Here is a 19,707-nt window from a genome sequence, read left to right as displayed (position 1 = left end):
GTCATTGAGAGTTAAAACAGACGGGGGCTTGCCCCCTCTTCTTCGTCTGGGGCGCCTGAAGGACAGCGTCAGGAATAAAAAGAAAAAGGAAAGGGATTCTATGACATGCTTTAATCGCACGCTGTTGTCGACCTCTATTGGCCTGGCTAACAGGGCAACATTCAACAAGGTTCCCTGGCCGGTAGTGACCGGTGCTCTGTTTTCTGCGCCGGCAATGGCAGTGGATAACGACATTCGTGCCGTAGATGGAATTACCTCGGTGTCCAGTTCCGGTAATGTCCATACCATTACTTCCACAAAGCGCTCCAATGCTTCCGCCATCAATGTCTTTGACAAGTTTGTAGTCGGCACTTCCCATACCGCTAACCTGACAGTACCTGCTGACGCCAGTAATCTGGTCAATATCGTCAGGGGCTCCGATGCGCCGGAAGTACACGGTATCCTGAACAGCTACAAGAACGGCTCCCTCGGCGGTAATGTGGTATTCGCCAGCTCAGCTGGCTTCATCGTAGGTGAGACCGGTGTCGTCAATGTCGGCAAGCTTTCTATAAAAACACCCGATAGCAGTGAAATCGCTGCGCTTCTGTCCAATGGCGCGCCGGTAGACAGTGAGGTCAGTGATCTCCTCGGTAACAGTTTCAGCGTCTCTTCCTCTGGCCTGGTGAGAATCCAGGGCAAGATCAACACAGCTTCAGGCATAGACATCTACGCCAACACCATTGATGTTGATGAAAAGGCTATCATCATTGCCGGCAATGCAGCGGCTGCCAGCGGTGTCAGCAACTATGGACAAAACAACGATTACACGGCGGTTAACGTCGATGACCTGACTATTCCAAACGAATTAAAGGTCGATGGCGGCACTATTGTTCTCAAGGCTTCCAGCAGCGCAGACGCTGCCATTAACCTTTCCGGTGATCTTTATGCCGATGGTGGATTTACCATCACGGCTGAGAAAATTTCCGTCAACTCGGGTTCCACTCTGGATACAAGAGACGGCGCCAGTCTGGCTTCGTCCGGCAGTATTCAGTTTCAGGCTGACGGTAATACATCTACGACACTGACTCTCAATGGCAGTAGCAATCGTGTACTTCTCCAGAGTGGTTCTGCCGCTTCTCCGGAAACCAATGATTCCGGCATTAACCTGATTGGCAGTGTTCTCTCTGATGGATCAGTGACAGTTGCCGGTGACAAGGTTCAGATGAATTCTGGCAGTTCTCTGGATGCAGAGGGCAGTGTAACGGTCACGGCTGCTACTCAGGCCAGCGTCAGTGGCACTTTGGCTGCGGAATCGGGCATCAGTATTGACTCCAAAGATATAGATCTGAACAGCGGCAGTGTTCTCGATACTCGAAACTCAAGCGACACTGCCCGGGGTGATGTAACGCTCACGGCTTCAGCCAGCCAGAATGTCAGCCTGGCTTCTGCCAGCGCGACAACCAACATTGATTTCAGTGGTCAGGTGTACGCCGGAAGTCTGACCGCAAGCGCCAAATCAAAAGCTGCCAGCAGCATCAAAGAGGAACCTGGCGTAGCCATGGGCTCGGTGGTGGGTGGTGCCCTTGCCGGAGCGTCATTTTACCTGATGGACGCCGATGCTGAAGCAACGGTCAACGTCAACAGCGGCGCCAATATAAACGCCAGTGGTAATGTTTCTCTGGCATCAGAATCCCATGCTGTTTCCGACGCTTCCGCCATTACCCTGGGCAATGCTCTGCCCGGAGCACTGGCGGCAGTTTACGCCACCAGTGACGCAACCAGTACCACCCACGTGAAGTCAGGGGCTACGATTCAGGCGGGAGGAAACCTGGACGTTTCTGCCCACAACGAGTCCTATGTGGCCGCCACAGCATTTAACCTTATTGCTGAAGATGCCAACAAGGTAGTGATTGCTGCCGCCGTCGGGGAATCCGATGTTGACGCAACCGCCAAGATTGACAGCGGCGTTACCCTGGACGCCAACAACCTGGTGGTCGCCGCAGAGAACCAGAATTACTACCATATCTCTGCTTCTGCCTATGGCCTGAAAGCAACCCGCTATGGTGTTGCGGTTGCTGTGGGTGATTTTGATACCAATGCTACGGCCGAGCTGGGCAGCAGCCTTGGAACCGATCAGGATAAGACGGGAAATGTTACCATCACAGCCCTGGACCGGACTCTGAACCAGAGGGTTCACTCCGGTGTGACAGTGGGCAGTAACCTGTTCATGCGCACCATCGGCTCCAAAGCCATCAGCGGGGTTTCTGCGTTGCAGAATGGTGTCCACAACTTCACCACCAAATACCTCCCGATAGGGCACTCTGCTCCCACCGATGAAACGGGCAAGGTCAGCTTCAAAGGCGGCCTGGCATTTTCCCTCAACCTTTCGGATCACGATGCCTACAGTTTCCTCGGCACCAATGTATCAGGGCAGACGGATGCACCACATATTATTGCGACTGGCAATATTCTGGTTGCCAGCCAGACCGATCTGGGCAGCGATAATCAGGCCGTTGCGGGTGGTAACAACAATGGTGCCCTGGGAGGCGACCAGGGCGGTTACAGAACTTCGGCAGAAGCGGCTGTATCGGCTCCCAAAGAGAATTCCAGTGGCAGCAACCAGACTCCGGCATCGGACAAAAGTCTGGCGCTGGCCCTTAACCTTGCCATTAACGACAGTGACGCGGTAGCAGAAGTCGGCCAGTCGGTACAGATCGATGCGGCTAATCTCGGTGTCATTGCTCTGCAACATATGCCTATTGTCTCCACCTACGACAAGTGGGACACCTTCTCTGATGTCGTCGGCAAATTTAACGGTATCGGCGGGTTACAGAACAATATTCTGACCGGTTTCGCCAATGCCGCTGCGGCTGCAGATAAGGAAGCCTACGGCGGCAGCTTTAATGTCCTGTGGAACGATATGGACACCAAGGCCTGGGTAGGCGACAAAGCCAAAATAACGACGACCGGTACGGGCAACTGGAGTGCGAGCAGAGAACTGAAGGCCAACAGTGAAGTTCCCGGAATTCTGGGTAGCAGCAAGGTCTTTAAAGACGTCACCTATACCTTCTCTTTTGATGATTCGGTAGCGGTCAGGGCCTATAACCTGATGGAAACCGCTACTGTTGCTGGTAATCTCGGTAGTCTGGGGCTGATACCGAACGCCAACGGCACCAATGAGAAAGGTAAGTCGGTTGGCGGCTCCATTTCCTATATCCAGCAGTCCGGTTCAGCCGTGGCGGGTATTGGCAAAGCCACGGTCAATGCCAGTGGCAATGTGGGGGTGTACGCAGAAACGGACGAACGTCACTTCCTGGTGACGCCTTCCTCCGGGCAGTCCAGTGGTATTGGCTTCAGCGGCGTTCTTGGTTTTCTCAATTCGGAAGTGTTGACTCACGCATCCCTGCACAATCAGGCTCAGCTGAGCGCTGATAATCTCGTTATCATTGCTGATCATGAATTTGGCAACTGGGCGGCGGCTGGTGCCTTCAGCTGGTCAGACCAGTCAGCGGTTGGCATCGCTATAGCGGCGAACGTTTCCCAGGGCGATACCAAGGCGTTTATTGGTGACAATTCAAAGGAATACAATAAGGTCAAGTTCCAGGACAAGAACAATAACGAGACCGATAAACCTTCCCCAAGTTCGCCAACGGCACCTGATCCAACAAAAGGCATCGTCGTTAATTCGGTAAGCGTGCGTGCCCGTTCAACAGGCACCAACGGATCTCTGGCAGTTGCCGGAGCATTAACCACAGAGCCCAGTGATGAGCCCGGCATTGGCGCCAGGTTCGAGAATTGGTACAACGGCTTGTCTTCAAAGCTGGCTGCGAATTACACCGGCGCTACCGGAAGCAGCAGTGATTCATCGATAGGCAAATCTTCAGAAAGCGGCAAGAACGACGACAGTGGCTCAGGTTCTGGCAAAAGTTCTGCGGAAGTCTCCAAGGAGCAGCTGGGCCTGACAGGGGCGGGCAGCTTTACTGTCTCCGTCAATAATATGGACGCCAAGGCCATTATTGATGGCGCTGCCATCAGCGGTCACCAGAACGGTAACAGCTACAACGATGTCGATGTTGACGTTCAGGCTCTGGAAAAAGTGATCTCGGCTTCTGCGACAGGTTCAGCAGCGCTGTCTATGCTGGGAGCAAATTCGCCTACCAATCAGGATACTATTGCCGGGGCTATCTCCTATCAGATCAGTTTCAATGATGCCCTGGCCTGGATTAAAGACTCTGTCATCACTTATGCCGATGACGTAAATGTTCAGGCATTGCACGGTGGTGAACTGACTTCCGTCGCCCTGGCGCTATCTGTCACCAGGCCGGACTCTTCCTCTGGCCAGACACGTAATGGTGCGCTGTCCATCTCGGGTGCCCAGATATACGACGGCACATCAGCACGGATTGAAGGTTCGTCCATCAGCTCAAATCAGGGGGCGAATAATGATCTTGAAGTCTCCGCCTATAACAACAGTTATGTTGGCGTAGGGGGCGGTACCCTTTACGGCGGCGGCAAGCAGGGGGCCGGTCTGGCCATTACCTTTGCCGAGATTAATGATCCGTCCGCCATTCCCGGAGACGCCAACCCGGATGGCAATAATGTTCTCAGTACCGCCTATGATGAGGATGTTTATGACGGTGCAGCCACCGAAGCCATCGTTGACTTCAGTGGTTCCAACCGGTCTTATCTCAATAACTTTGACCGGGTCGACATCAGTGCCCGCAGCCTGAACCGGATCGGTATTGGCGCCGCAGGTATTGGCTATAACAATAATCAGGAAGATTCCCTGGGCTTCCAGGGCAGCTTTGCCATAGGTTCCATCGGTGCGGACACCAAGGCGCTGATGAAAGGCACCAACATCACTGGGGCGGGTGTCGTTAATCTTAATGCCAGTGGTGAGAAAGACGGCGATCTTGACAAGATTCTCAGTGACCTCGGCTCCAGCAATACTAACAAGGATTACGACTTCAGCGGTGCTGAAGCCATGGACAATACCAACGTCCACACCAGTGAAGACGGTAGCGGCTCGACTTACAACTACTCCTCAGAAGGCAAGCGCATCATTGCTGTGGCCGGTGCTGTTCAAGCTGGTAAGAAGAATCTGGGTATTTCCTACGCCCATGCGGATGTGAAAAGTGAAACCAAAGCCCGCATGGAAGACGTCAATATCAATAAGTCAGGAGCCGGGGCAGACGTTAATATCAATGCCCGTGACAACTCCCTGCTCTACAGTGTTGCCATTGGTGTGGGTGTAGGCACTGGCGGCTTCTCCGGTGTCGGCTCTGTTGCGGTTAACCGCCTGAATAACCAGGTCTTGGCTGAAATTGGTGACTGGAACGGTTCCGATAAGGGGACCATCAACGCCAGTGACTTGTCTGTGGTCGCCCAGAATGACATGGATCTGATTAACGTCGCTGGTTCAGTAGCGGTGGCCAGTGGTCAGGGTGGCGCTATTGCCGGAGGTCTGGCAGTAGCCCTGAATCTTGTAGGTACTGACGAGCATTCAACAAAAGCCAGGGTCAGCAACACCAGCCTTAAGGTGGATGAGGATCTTACCGTCAGGGCGCTCAGCGGAACATCCAATGATCATAATCTGCTGGTGGGCAACGCCATCGCTATAGGTGCCAATCTTGGGCAGAGTGGTATTGGCTTTGCCGGCGCAATTTCTACCAACAATGTCGATCAATCCATCGAAGTCGGTATTAAAGACACCGCCACCAATCGTTCCAGCGCAGCATCTTCAACCAGTGGCGGTGATGTCGTTGTCCAGGGTCAGGATTACAGTGATAGCGTAGCCACAGCCTGGATGGGTGCTGGCTCCGGCAATGGTTCCGCCGGTGGTGTCGCCATTGCTACCAACCGTGTCGATTCAGATGTCACGGCAGAAGTGCTGGGTAACAAAGGCAACCCTGGCAGTACAACGCTCAAGGCGCAGAACGTTACTGTTGACGCTTTCCGCCGTAACTGGCTGTTGACCATCGACGCCGGTGTTGCGGCTTCCAAGCAGGTATCCCTGGCGGGCTCAGTGGGAACCGGCGTTATAGACGGCAATGTGACAGCAAGAATTGCCGACGATGCCCGAATAGATGCCTGGAACAATGTCTTGGTCAATGCTGATGCGATGAGCGTCAATCTGGTGGGCAGTGGTGCTGTCGGCATTGGTGTCGATGCAGGCGCTGGTGCTGTCGCCATCTCTACAGCGATGGAATACGGAAAAACAGAAGCCTACATTGACGATGCAGTTGTGATTGCCAGAGGCAAGGGCAGCACTATGCAGGTGGATACCGGTGATCTCAAGGGCTATGGTGATCTGCCGGATCTTTCTACTGCCGGTGACAGTTCCAATCCGGATGCTGTCTCCATGGGTGACTTGACTTCCGGCTTCAACACGTTATCTGTGGAGCGCACCAAAGAATCGGTCAATGGTCTTGTTGTTAATGCAACGTCCAGAACCAAGCAGCGCGCGATTACTGTCGGCGGTGCTGGTGGCAAGGCCGTTGCTATCAATATCAATGTAGCAACTAACGGCACCTATAACGCTACCAGGGCTTATATCAAGGATGCCACCATTAACTCCGGCGTTTCCGGTGAAGATGGTGCAGATGTCTATGTTCGCGCCAATGCCCATGAAGCGGGACTGGCTGTTTCTGCAGGTGTTGCCGTTTCTGGTGGCGGTGAAGCCGCTGGCGCGGGAGTCGGTGGTTTTGCCACCAATGACCAGAAGCGTTCCAGTGAAGCCACGATTGAAAACAGCACTGTTAATGCGGATAAAGTAACCATTGACGCCAATACCTCGAAACTGGCTCAGGCCGTTTCAGCGGGTGTGGCAGCCGGGTTAGGCGCAACCGGTGGCCTGGGTGGCGCTGCTTCAGTGGTTATCACTGAACAGGCCGGTAACACGCGTGCCTGGTTACGAGGAGGCACAACCAATGCCAGAGAGGTAGTGGTTGTCTCCGACAGACGTCAGAAAGCCAATGTCGCCGCCGGTGCAGCCGGTATCGGTACGACAGTGGGCGTTGGTATTGGATTGGCCGTCAATATTGTGGGTGGTGATTCGAAAGCCATTATTGGCAATGATCTGGACGATAACGGCGATACCCTGACTACCGCAGTGAACTCAGATACGGTTACAGTGGATGCTGATCGGGTTTCCAGTGCAAAAAGTTATGTCTTTGGTGCTGGACTGGGTGGCGGCTATGGTGTCGCAGCGATGATCAATACTACGGAATTCCGTGGCGAAACACGTGCTGCAATTCATGGTTATCTCAAGAATAGCAACCTCACCACAGACATTCGTGGCAGTGACGGCAGTTCTGCCGCCACTAACGTGACCGTTAATGCTCAAGAACTTCAGGATGCTGATCAGTGGGCTGCGGGTATCGGTGCTGGCGCCAGTTTGGGTGTGGGTGCTGTGGCGAATGTGGTGCTGGGACGTTCCCAGGTCTACAGTGAAGCGGTTGGCTCGGACATTGAAGCGGGCACACTGGATATTGACGCCAATGCCCAGCGCCAGTCCAATCTGATCAGTGTTGCTGGTGCTGCATCCACTAACGCAGCCGCAGCGGTCAGTATCGGTCTTGCTCTTTATGGTCAGGGTGATACGACAGCCGAAGATGGCACCAACGCTGAAGATGAGTTTGATCCAAGCCGAAACGAAGCCAACACGGTTCTGGCTACGGATACTGCCAGCTATAACAGACATTTGTCTGATGAAGAGATCGCTACGCTGGAAGCCGATAACAATGTCACCATAACCCGCAGTCAGACGCCTTCTACTTCAACGACGACAGAATCAGGTAAGTCTCTCAAGCTCAGTGGTGAAAGTGTCACTGCTGCCCGGATCAGTGGCGGCAAGATTGATGTCGATACGCTTAACGTCAACGGTCGTACGCTGCAGCACAGCTACCAGGGGCTGGGCGCAGCTCAGGCCAGTTCTGTGGGTATTGCAGGCGTGGTGGGTATCAGTCGTTCCTATGAAATGAACATCGCCACCGTAGACAGCAATGTCAAGGCAGACAATGCGGTGATCGGCGCAAGCCTGGAGAATGCCAGCAGCGATGACGGCGCTCTTGAAATGAAGAGCTTTATTGTTGGCCTGGGTGGAACCAGCGTCGTTATTAACTACACCGATGCGCGCAGTGAAAACCGGGTTGTGGCCGGAATCAACTCAGCAGAGGGTAACGACACCGGAGATCTTGAAGTTACCGCTACCGATTCCACCGATATTCGTCTTGGGGATGTCAGCAGCGGTAAGCCCTCATCGGTTACCGATGGTTCCCTGAACATCAATATTGGCGCCGGGGCTCTTGGGGTCAGCATTGGCTATGCAGAAAAGGACAGTGACATTGATGCCTGGGTGGGTGAAACAGGCAAGCTGATAGACGGCTATAACAACATCACCGTTTCTGCCCTCAACGAAGGTATGGTGAAGAGCACAGGCTTCGCTCTGGCAGGCGGTTTGTTGGCAGGAGTTCAGGGGGTTGTGACTGACGCCCGCGATGATTCCGATGTAAAAGCGACAGTTTACGGCACCATTGATACCGGCTCTGATTCCAGTGCCGTTAATATCAATGCCCAGTCTGCATCGGAACTTTACTCCAGTGCTTATGGTGTCACCGTTGCGGCGGGTGGTTCCATGGGCGGCTCTTTTGCTTATGCCATTGCTGATACTAAAGCGGAAGCCGAAGTGGCTGACGGAACGGTATTTAACGGCAGTGGTGAAGTTATTGTTCGCTCAGAAACTGGCAGCGGCGCTGACGGTTATCAAAGTGCCTATGCTGCAGCCTTTGCAGCTTCCGGTGGTTTGCTCCTTGGTATTGCAGGCAGTGAAGCCAGGGCCACTAATAAGTCTCAGTCCATTGCCAGAGTGGGCGATGGTGTTTATCTGCCGTATTCTGACTTCACTGTGAATGCCCGTCATACCGGGGTGCAGATTGCTGATGCCGACGGCTACTTTGTTGGTCTGGTGGCCGGAGGCTATCAGACAGGTGTTGCTCAATCTTTCAGCTCAAGCCGGGTTGAGTTTGGCAAGAATCCGATAGCTGCCCTGGAACGTCCGGGTGACCTGACTCTGGACGCCACCAGTTACAACCAGAACCAGAGCTTTACCACCGCAGGCGGTGGCGGCTATTACTCTGGCAGTGCTGCAGAATCGGTTATGGATGCTGGTGATCACAGCAATGGCAATGAGTCCGCTGCGGTCAAGATTGATGACTGGTCTGGCAACTATCGGATTGTTCCTGTCGATGCCGGTGGTGTTTATATTTCTGCCAGCAGTGAGACGGAGTTCTTTGCCGGAACCGATGCTACCACCGTTTCTGTAGTGGGTGGTTCAGGCGCAACTTCTCTGGTCGAGGTGGATACCAATGCCAGGGTGGAGCTGGGCGAGAATGTCAGCTTCTCGGCGCTGGATATTGATATTGACGCCTTCAACAGCGCTTACCAGATTCAGAATCCTTACTTCAATGGCTTTACCTCTTCTATTCACGGCGCGGGCGGTGGTGCCGCCAACGGTACTGCGGGGCTTTCCTACCAGGATCTGAAAAACCTCGCCGCCGAAGTGGTGGTGGGTAAAAACGCTGTGCTGAAGATTTCTGACCTGGCCTGGATGGACAGCACTTACGACCACAACATTATGTTGGACGCCAACACGGATTTCTTTGTCTACGACGAATCCAAGCTGGAAATCGGTGGTGCCTTGCAGGGGGCAGGCGCTGAATCCGATGTGGATGTCAAAACCCGCAACAAAATCTCATTGGGTGAAGGGGCTGAACTTTATAACCCAAGGGGAGAGATTGGTATCGGCACTTACTCCCGGGGCAGTGCCGTGTCCCAGGCCAATGTAACCGTCTGGGCGGCAGCGGGTGTTGCCGGTGGTGTCAGTACCGTTGATCTGGATGTTCTTAACCAGATTGATATTGGTAAAAATGCCATTATCAATGGTTATGGTAATGTCGGAATCTACAGCGGCCGTGGCAGTAATTACTTTCAGGAGAATCAACTGACAGGTAATGCCCTGGCCAACGTCTATAACTGGACGGCTATTCCTATTCCGGCTGGCAACAAGGCAAAATCCAACATCACCCTGAATAACAAGGTGAACTTTGCTGATGGTTTTGACATTGGTTCCGACAGCCATGTGTTTATTGAAGCCAATGAAGGGCAGGTCAGTTCCACGCACCGTGGCATTGAAAAGAATCCCTACCTGGAGCTGTTCAGTTCTGAAACCAGCTTTGGCAGCAGTGACTCCAGCTCCAGTAATATTCTGACCTTTAACGGCAATGGTAAGGTAGTTGCCGGGCAGTACGCCTATCAGTGGGTGGAAATAGAGTCCGACGGCACCATTAATAAGCAGCTCTACCGTTATGGTACGGCAGCCCGGATGAATGAGAAGTACTCCAGCCGGGCAGAACTGGAAGCCTACATCAAGGGTCTTCAGGATCGCGTTGACCTGCTGGAGTCCTGGGACGGTTCCAGCATCCTTATCGATGGGATTACAGTGAGTGATGGCGATGGCGAAGATACCGGCAGCTCATCCGGCACCGGCTCCGAGAGCATCGTCGATGGTGGCACAAACCCTTACCAGGATGAGATCAATGAGCTGAAGTCAGAAATTGTACTGCTGTCGGCTATCGTCAATGATCTGTCTGCGAATCCGAACGATGCCATCAGGGTGGCGGATGTTCAGGCTACAGCAGGGAATATCAACCTGGTGGCAGACACCATTACACTGGCTGGCAGTAACAAACCTGACTTTACTGCCAAAGGCGACGCCTACATCAAAGTGGAGAACAAGACCGATGAACATTTGCTGCTGGAAAACCTGAGCATTACCAATCAGACCGGCGGTAACGTGTTTGTCACTGGCGGTGCCTCGCTGGGCAGCAATTACATCTTTGAGCAGTCCGGCAGTGATTTTACGTCGAAGACTGGCATTGATATCAGTCATGCACCAACCGGCGCCAACTACCTGGACTCTGACGTTATTATTAATGGTGATATCTCTAACCTGCTGTCCAGTGTCAATATTGATGTGGCAGAAGGCGATCTGATTCAGCAGGCTACCATCGAAGCTAACGCCATTAACCTGAACGTAGAGAACGGCAGCCTGCTGCTGAATTCCAACAAGCCACAAACTTACGGTCGTGATCCCAAGGCGCTGGTCAACTACACTGCTGGCTGGAAACCCTCCGCTGAAGGTTTTGTGCAGCTTTATCTCAACGACAAATACAGCACAGCCATCAATGCTACTGGTATTAATGACTTCAATAACTGGTTTACAGGCCGTGCAATCCGTCATACCGACGACCAGAAGAGTTATTACCAGGGCGGTAGCTACGGCTACGACGAGATGAACATCTACTTCAACTGGGGCTTCAGCGACAGTAAAGAATACAACGGCAGCGATGCAGTAGTATTCGAAATGCGCACCAACAGCAGCAGTCGTGGCGGTAGCAAGTGGAAGTTCAAGCCTGTTCAGAATTTACAGTCCAAACTTGAGCAGAGCGCGACCTACTCCCAGGTAAAAAGCAGTCTCGGCGGCACCGGCACTTCGATTATTGGTGAGAAGGTTGTTATTAATGCCGAGCGTCTGGATATCAACGGCAAGATCATTGTCGGTACCGACAACTCCTGGTCTGTAGATGTTGGTTCAGGCTTTGATGCGACTATCGCCGATTACGTCAGGGATGCCGGGCTTTCTGCCGGCGATGTGGTCAATATCAGGCCCGGTGAAACCAAGACTCTCTGGGTTAGAAGTTCGTCTCTGCCCGGCCTTAAAACCCTGAAGTATTATAACTTTGATGTGTCGTCCAGTAATGGTACCTCCGGCATCGGCCTGACTTATGATGTTGCTACCGGCAAGCTCAGGGCTGATGATATTCCGGTCAGCGGCGGTGGCTATGTGGCTATCAGGGCCAGAATTTCCTCAACCGGCGAAGAAGGTAATATTACCGTTAAGGACGGTCTTGGCCAGATTGACATCAATAACGACTCCAGCAAGCAGCTGGTGCTCGGTACTATCAGTGCCGGAGACGATGCCACTGGTGTTATCCGCATTACCGACCTGAACAAAAGAAAAAATGGCAGCTATTACAGTGAATGGTTCGTTCACTCGCCCGGCAACAAAATCAGACAGTATGAGACCGACGCCTGGGCGGTCAGTTATGACGAATCCAATTATGTGAAGAGCCTTGGCGGCACCGGAACAACGTCGACCATGACCTACAACCCCATGGCCGGACAGCTGTTTTATATCCGTGAAGGGGCGACAGTGGTGCGTAGCTTCGATCCGCCCGGAGACAGCTCTGCGCCTTATGATGGCAAGTCTATCGATGGCTACTTCGCGAAGTACCCGAACACCTTGGGGGACTGGTATTACGAAACCAACTGGAACACTGAAACCAGCTATTACACCACCTGTTCCTACAAGCCGGAAGCCTGTTCCAATGGCACAGCCAGTAATTACCTGACCCAGGTCTATGACCGTGGTGGTGAGTATGTCTGGGGAGTGAAGTGGGGCCTCAGCTACGACAAGTACTACGGCAGTAACATGACCAATGTCGATCCTGTGGTTTACGTTCCCTATCGTATGTGGATGGACGCCCACACCTATGTGAAGGCGGACAACGCGATCAGCTTCCAGTTCACTGGTTCGGCTAATGGCTTTATTGACCTGACCTCAAAATCTTCTATAGAGCTGACCGGTAACGTTTATAACCCCAGTGGCACCACGAATATCAGCACGCTCAATAATCTGATCACTTCGGGGTCCACCGCGATTACCTCTGACGTGACCACCATTGCGGCCAGAGGCAGCATTGGCAGCCAGGATAATGCACTGGCGATCATTACCGACGAGTTGGGCCTGAGCTCCAGTCATGGTTCTCTTTACTTCAACGTGACAGGCGCCGATGGTGATGTCGAACTTCGACATCTGAAAGCCAAATACGACATTGTTGGTGTTGTTGACAAAGGCATTGTGGCCAAAGACAGCAGTACGATTATTCAATCTGACCGTCTGGATCTGACCAGCTCAACCGGTGGTATTGGTAAGGTCGGAACCATTGGCAATACCGGTACCTACCAGTTCGTCAATATTTCCACCACCGGCACAGTGAAACTGAATGCCGCTACTGATATTGCTGTTAATCAGGCCAGTGGCGACCTTGAGCTTTACAGCGCCAATGCTAACGAAGAAGTGGTAATCAAGCTGGGTAATGGCCGGATTACCAACGGTATTGGCCGACTGGACAAGACCGATGAAGAGCTGGCTTATGATGCTGCGGTATGGGACAGCCTGAACCTGCTGGATGATGACGCCGGTGCTGTGACTGTGTCGTCTTACGAAAACCAGTTCACGCACAAGTACCATAGCTACTGGATGATCAAGCAACGTCTGTCTGACGACAGCGATGCCGGTTTCACCATCGATCCCGCCTTTGTTGAAGCCCTGAAAGTGCGTTACAACACCACTGACGAAGTGGAACTGACCAGTCTGGTGAAGGCCGACTATCAGGGACTTGAACAGTGGTTCGCAGATCAGGTTGCTGCCGCTGATGTTTACGACAAGGCTGAAGACGCCATTGGCATTGAGCAGAAAGGTACTCTCTTCGGTTATGACTATGGCAATCTGCTCACTGGCAGTTACGATCAGAGCTATCGCCTGACTCTGGCGAAAGACTCGAGCTGGTACACCGGCATGGTGGATGGTGCAAAGTGGAAGCAGAGCCAGCTGGATATCAGTATCTCTGCAACAGCGCTGAATGGCGACGCTTCAAGCCAGCTGACCAACAGGGAGGCCAACATCAAGGCTTCCGACATTCACCTGATTGCCAATGGCGGCAGTGTCGGTGAAAACCTGAATGACCTGGTCTTCACTGTCAGCCGTGATGGTTCCGGAACCATTACCGACGCCCAGAAAGCCGCTCTGCTGGCTGCCGGTGCCGGTGATATTTCAACGACAGTGACCCAGAACAATGTAACGTTCAACGTCAAGCAGGTTGACCCGATCAAGATCGATATGTCCGGGGAGCTCTACGCATCGGCCACCAAAGAGATCTACATCGAGTCCAAATCCGGCCTGACCCTGGGCAGTCTGGCTTCTTCCGGTAACGACATTCGTCTGGTGGTGGATGGTGCCATTGAAGCTAAATCAGGGCTGACCAATATAACTGCTCGTGACCTGTTTATCGCTAATACCCGTGGCGATATTGGCTCGCAAAGCAATGCCGTGAAGCTCAATCTCACAGGAGCGCTCAGGCAGGCGGGTGCTGCATCGGATATGTACCTTCAGGGTGTGGGTGGTGATCTCTATCTGGGATCAATCAGTGCTGGTGGCCTGCTCTCCATAGCCAACGGTAATGATCTTCTGTCGTACAACAACGACAGCTTCCTTGCTGCTGAGTCATTCAATCTGGACGTCAACAGCCACGATCTGGGCAGCAGTTCCGGGGCGTTGAATCTGATTATGACAGGTACGGGAACTTTCCGTGCTGACGCAGGCAATGCCTGGCTGAACGTGAAGGACTCCAGCCTGTTCACGCTGGGGCAGGTTGATATCGACAAAACCTTGTCCCTCAGCGCAGTGGGCGCCCTGGCTCTGCAGGGGAATATTGACGCTACTGACCTGACTCTGGATGTGGATGGCGCTCTGACCAGCGGTGGTTACACAATGACCGTTGGGAATGACGCTGACATAGATGCCGACAGCATTGACCTGGGCGCCATGAACGTCAGAGTGGGCAGTGCTAATATCTACGCCCAGTCTGGCGGCCTCACTCTGGGTGATGTCACTGCATCCAAAGGTTTGTTGACGCTGCTGGCTAATGGTCAGCTGACCCTGAATGGTGACATTGTCACTCAGGGTGGAAATCTTCTGGCTGACGCCAACAGGATTGCAATGGATTCTCTGGCCTCTGTGACCAGCTCCGGCAATATCACTATGACGGCGTCGGATAGCATGAGCCTGTTTAATCTGACAGCCCGCAATGGTGTGATTGACCTGACTGCCAGCAACGGCTTTGATGCTCAACTGGGTTCAATTACCGCGACTCGTCTGGATGCCCGTGAGGTAGACATCGAAACCCAGGCTGACCTGACTCTGATTGACACAGTCGCAACCTCTGCAGGCAATATATTGCTTACCTCAGGTGGCGATATGTTCCTGAATGCGGATATCACCAGTGACCAGGGCTCCATTATTCTCGATGGACAGAAGGGACTGTATGCCACTCGTCGTATAAAGTCTGGCCAGAATCTTCAGATCACCACCAAAGGCAACCAGGAGCTGAGCACTCTGGAGGTTGGCGGTAACCTGGATATTGATCTGGAAGGCGGCTCAACCCTTAGTATTGCCTCTGCTACTGTTGCCGGGCTTGTCGACATTCTCTCCAGTGGCGACCTGACGCTGTCCGGTTCTCTGGCTGCGAGCGATGTGAGTATTGAAACAACCGGTGGCCTGACCTCTGGCGGTTCCATCAGCTCTTCAACAGGTTCCATGACCCTGAAGATGGGCAAAGGTCTGAACGTTCAGGGTGACATCGGTGCTTTCAGCAACATGAATATTGTTGCCGTTGAAGGTGTCACTATGGCAGCCGGCAAGAGTATTACCGCCGGTGGTTACATGGACATTAACGCCGCCTTCATCAATATGAGCGACAATAGCCTGATAAAATCCGGCGCTGACATGAAGCTCTATACACCGGGCTCCATGCTGCTGGGCACTCTGGAAGTGGGTGGTAACCTGGATATCGATATTGAGTCGGGTGCCGAGCTTGCTATCAGCAGTGCGACGGTTGCGGGTATCGTCGACATTCTTTCCAGCGGTGATCTCGATCTGTCCGGCTCTCTGGCAGCCAGTGACGTCACCATTGAAACCGCAGGCGAACTCACTGCCGGTGGTTCCCTCAGTTCTTCAGCTGGTTCCATGACCCTGAAGGTAGGTAAGGGGCTGAATGTTCAGGGTTATATCAGTGCCTTCAATGATATCGACATTGTTGCTGCAGATGGGCTGACAATGGCCTCTGGCCGAAGCATTACCGCTGGTGGCTACATGGACATCAATGCCGCCTTCATCGATATGGGCGACAACAGTCTGATGAAATCCGGTGCTGACATGAAACTCTACACACCGGGCTCCATGTTGCTTGGCGTTCTGGAAGTAGGCGGTAATCTCGATGTCGATATTGAATCAGGCTCCGTGCTTGCCATTGATTCTGCCACAGTTGCGGGAACCGTTGATGTACTGTCCAGTGGCGACCTGACACTGTCCGGCTCTCTGGCTGCAGCGGACGTGAAAATAGAAACCGCAGGTGATCTGACTGCCGGTGGTTCTATCAGTGCTTCTGCAGGCGCCATGACGCTGAAGATGGGCAAGGGGCTGAATGTTCAGGGGGATATCAGCGCTTCCAGCAATATGAATATAGAAGCGGTTGAGGGTGTCCTGATTGCTTCAGGCAGAAGCATGAGCGCGGGTGGCAACCTTGATCTCAAGGCTGCTTTCCTCGAGATGGCAAGTAGCAGAATTCTCTCCGGCGGCAACATGCAACTGACCACCAACGGTCTGATGGATCTTTCCGAACTGGTGGCAGGAGGTAATCTGACCCTGTTCAGTGGATCTGGACCGATTCTGTTCAACAAGTCTGTTACTGCTGGTGGACATACCAACATCAGAACAGGCAGCCCGGTTGTCTTGAGACTGTCTGCGTTTTCAGAGCCAGGCGCAGTGAATCTGGCAGCGGGAGAAAGCATTACCTCAGCCGGTGGCATCTCAATAGACACAGACACTCTGGTGCTGGGTGACAACAGTCGTTTGAATTCCGGGGATGGCGTCACTGTGTTGCTCAACACTTTTGAGATGGGCGACGATGTGGAAATTTCTGCTGTCAATGACATCGACATGACGGTTCAAAGTCAGGTCGTTCTGAATGGCCCGGTAAGTTCCAGCGCGGGTTCCATTCGAATTACCGGCGCTGAAGGTCTCGATATTCTGCACAGCCTCAATGCGGGTCAGGATATTGTTCTGACTGTTCCTGAAACCGTGGTTCTGCCTACCGAAAAACACCTGCTGGCTGGACGCAGCATCCGTGTGACTTCTGACTGGCTGGATCTGCAGGGCAATAACAATCTGCACGCAGGGGCAAACCTGACACTCAGCAATAATGGTATGAGCTTGCCTGACACGACCAGCCTGAGAGCGGGCGGTGATATGGCATTGCTGACCAGTGGTCTGGTCAGATTGAATGGTCAGGTGCAGCAGACAGGAGGCTCTTTCCAGGTCAACACTGACAGTGACATCCAGCTTAAGCAGGACATCAATGCCGGTCGACATATTCTGTTGACTACGCCTGAAGATGTTTATCTGGAAGTGGGTCGCAGCCTGATTTCCGGAGAGGACCTGCGGGTTGAGTCCGACGGCCTGTATCTGGGACGAAACACTGTGCTTGATGCCGGTGGCAACCTGGCGCTTATTAATAATACGCTGTCACTGCCTGACAGTGTGCAGATCAGCGCGGGTGGCGATCTTGAGCTTGAGACCGATGGAAGGCTCTATCTGACCGGTACCATTGGTGATATTGGCGGCTCTCTGCGGATTCGCACCGATGAACTGTATCTCTATCAGGATCTGAATGCCGGCGAGAGCATCGAGCTTGATACCAGCTACCGCATTTATCAGCAATACCGCAGGAATCTGGTCGCTGGAGAAGATATCAGTCTCAGTACTGACCGTTATTACACCGGCTATCGTAGCAGCCTGACGGCCGGGGATGATATTTCTGTGTCTACCCGGGATGGACTCGACTTTTACTACGTCAGCGCCGGTGGTGATTTCGCTGTTGACAGTGCATACGGTGATGTTCACTTCAAGGAGTCTGTCACAGCAGGTGGAGACATGAGTGTTGAGTCTGACCGTAGTGTCTATCTCTCGTCATGGAAAGACATCACTGCGGGCTCTCTCGCTGTGGGAACGGCCAATCAGTCCGGAGCTTATCGTTTCTCGGTGGGGTATGGCAGCACCATCGAGACAGAGGGCGACCTGCTGGTGAACACCACCTACAGCCAGGACTATCAGGAACTGATCGTTGGCGGTGATTTCACGGCAAGGGCTGAATATGGCTCTATCCATTTCCGGGACTCTGTGACGGCAGGTGGTGCTGTGAACCTCCACTCGGGAAGGGATATCTACCTGTCATCCCACAATGACCTCACAGCGACCTCTCTTTCCGTAGGGTCAGAGAGACAGGTGGGAGCCTACAACTTCTCGGTTGGTCACAGCAGTACCATCAAACTTGATGGTGACCTGTTGGTTCATACCAGACACGATCAGCAGTATCAGGCAACAAACGTCGGTGGCAGTGTTAATGCTGTGGCTGAGCAAGGGCGGATTTACTTTGCTGACTCCGTGATTGCTGCAGGGGATATGCAACTGCAGGCAGGACGTGACATTGACCTTTCAGGCCGTAGTGTCCTCAGCGCCAACTCTCTGACCATTGGCAGTCAGGAGCAGGCCGGGGCATACAACTTCTATGCAGGGTACGACAGCCGTATTGAGATTGCTGACGACATGTTCATACACACCACAAACTACCAGTCTTATCGTGATGTGACGGCTGGCGGTGATTTTGACGCCATTGCACATAGCTGGATCAATTTCAATGGTGATGTAAACGTCGCAGGAGCGATGAATCTTTATTCCGCAAGGGATATCCATCAGGCTTCACACACTGATTTGAAAGCAGGCTCCCTTACCGTTGGTTCAGAAGATTCGGTCGGTGCCTATCGCTTCAGCACGGGCTATGACAGTGTTATAGAAACCGACGGTGATCTTTTCATCAGCACCACGTCTTCCCAGAATTACCGTGCGCTGACTGCAGGAGGCGACTTCACCGCCAGGGCAGGATGGGGAGATATTGACCTGGGTGGATCAGTCATTGCTGAAGGTGCTGTAAGCTTGTTCTCCGAGAGGGACATTAGTCTTTCGGGCTGGACAGACCTTAAGGCGGCCTCACTGACAATAGGTTCCTCTGAGCATTACGGAGCTGATCGTTTCTCAATGGGCTATGAGAGTTCCATTGAAGCCAGTGGCGCGGTAACCATTCATACCCGCGGTAACCAGTATCTCGGCAGTCTGACATCCCACGCTGATGGATTGGCCTTTGCTCTCACCTCTGCACAAGGCGGCATTTACGGAAACAATGAATACAGATTCAGTAAGTGGCGTGATGCCAGTCACCTGACAGCCAGCAACGGAGAGGCTGTTCTTCAGGCTGCTACAGGTATCGGGCATCCGCTGGTGGTTGATCTGCCATGGCTTTCAGCAGAAACTGAGAGTGGCAATATCAACATTCTGGCCCGTGCCGATCTTCAGGCCAGTCTGCTTAAGACGACTGGTGGCAATATCTACATGACAACTCTGGGCTCACTGTCCATTGATGAACTGGAAGGTAACGCCTGGCTGGTGGTGGGTGATCTCCTGTTTGCCGGCAAAATGACCATGGAGCGTGGCTCGATTCGTGCTGAAAATGGCGTGGAGGTTGAAGAACTCAGTCTGACTGGCAGGCATGGCGTCAGCTTTTACGCACCTGATATCCGGGTGACTCAGGTCGATGACGAGGGCACCAGCACGGAAGTCGATACACAGCACTATGCGTATATCAAGCCTGCCTCTGAAAGCCGCAGTTGGGGATGGGGGAGATTTTTCTAGGGTGTAATTGGCCTGTCCAGTGATGG

Annotated in this window: 1 protein-coding gene; it reads left to right on the top strand. The window is 53.0% G+C overall.

The genetic code is table 11. From position 1 onward, the window contains the following. Positions 1-100: 100 nt before the first annotated feature. Positions 101-19,681 (top strand): leukotoxin LktA family filamentous adhesin, encoded by a 19,581-nt coding sequence (locus ACOJUN_RS04400; RefSeq protein ID WP_422135459.1) that lies wholly within the window; start codon positions 101-103, stop codon positions 19,679-19,681. The last annotated feature ends 26 nt before the right edge of the window (positions 19,682-19,707 follow it).

The organism is Endozoicomonas sp. ALD040 (assembly GCF_049275945.1).
In the GTDB taxonomy this organism is placed as follows: Bacteria; Pseudomonadota; Gammaproteobacteria; order Pseudomonadales; family Endozoicomonadaceae; genus Endozoicomonas_A.
Note: the sequence above shows the minus strand (reverse complement) of the source record. Positions and strands in the feature narration are given on the sequence as shown.

Bases quoted from the DNA above. Each gene is read 5' to 3' on its own strand.
- ACOJUN_RS04400 (WP_422135459.1), top strand. From the start codon at position 101: ATGACATGCTTTAATCGCACGCTGTTGTCGACCTCTATTGGCCTGGCT.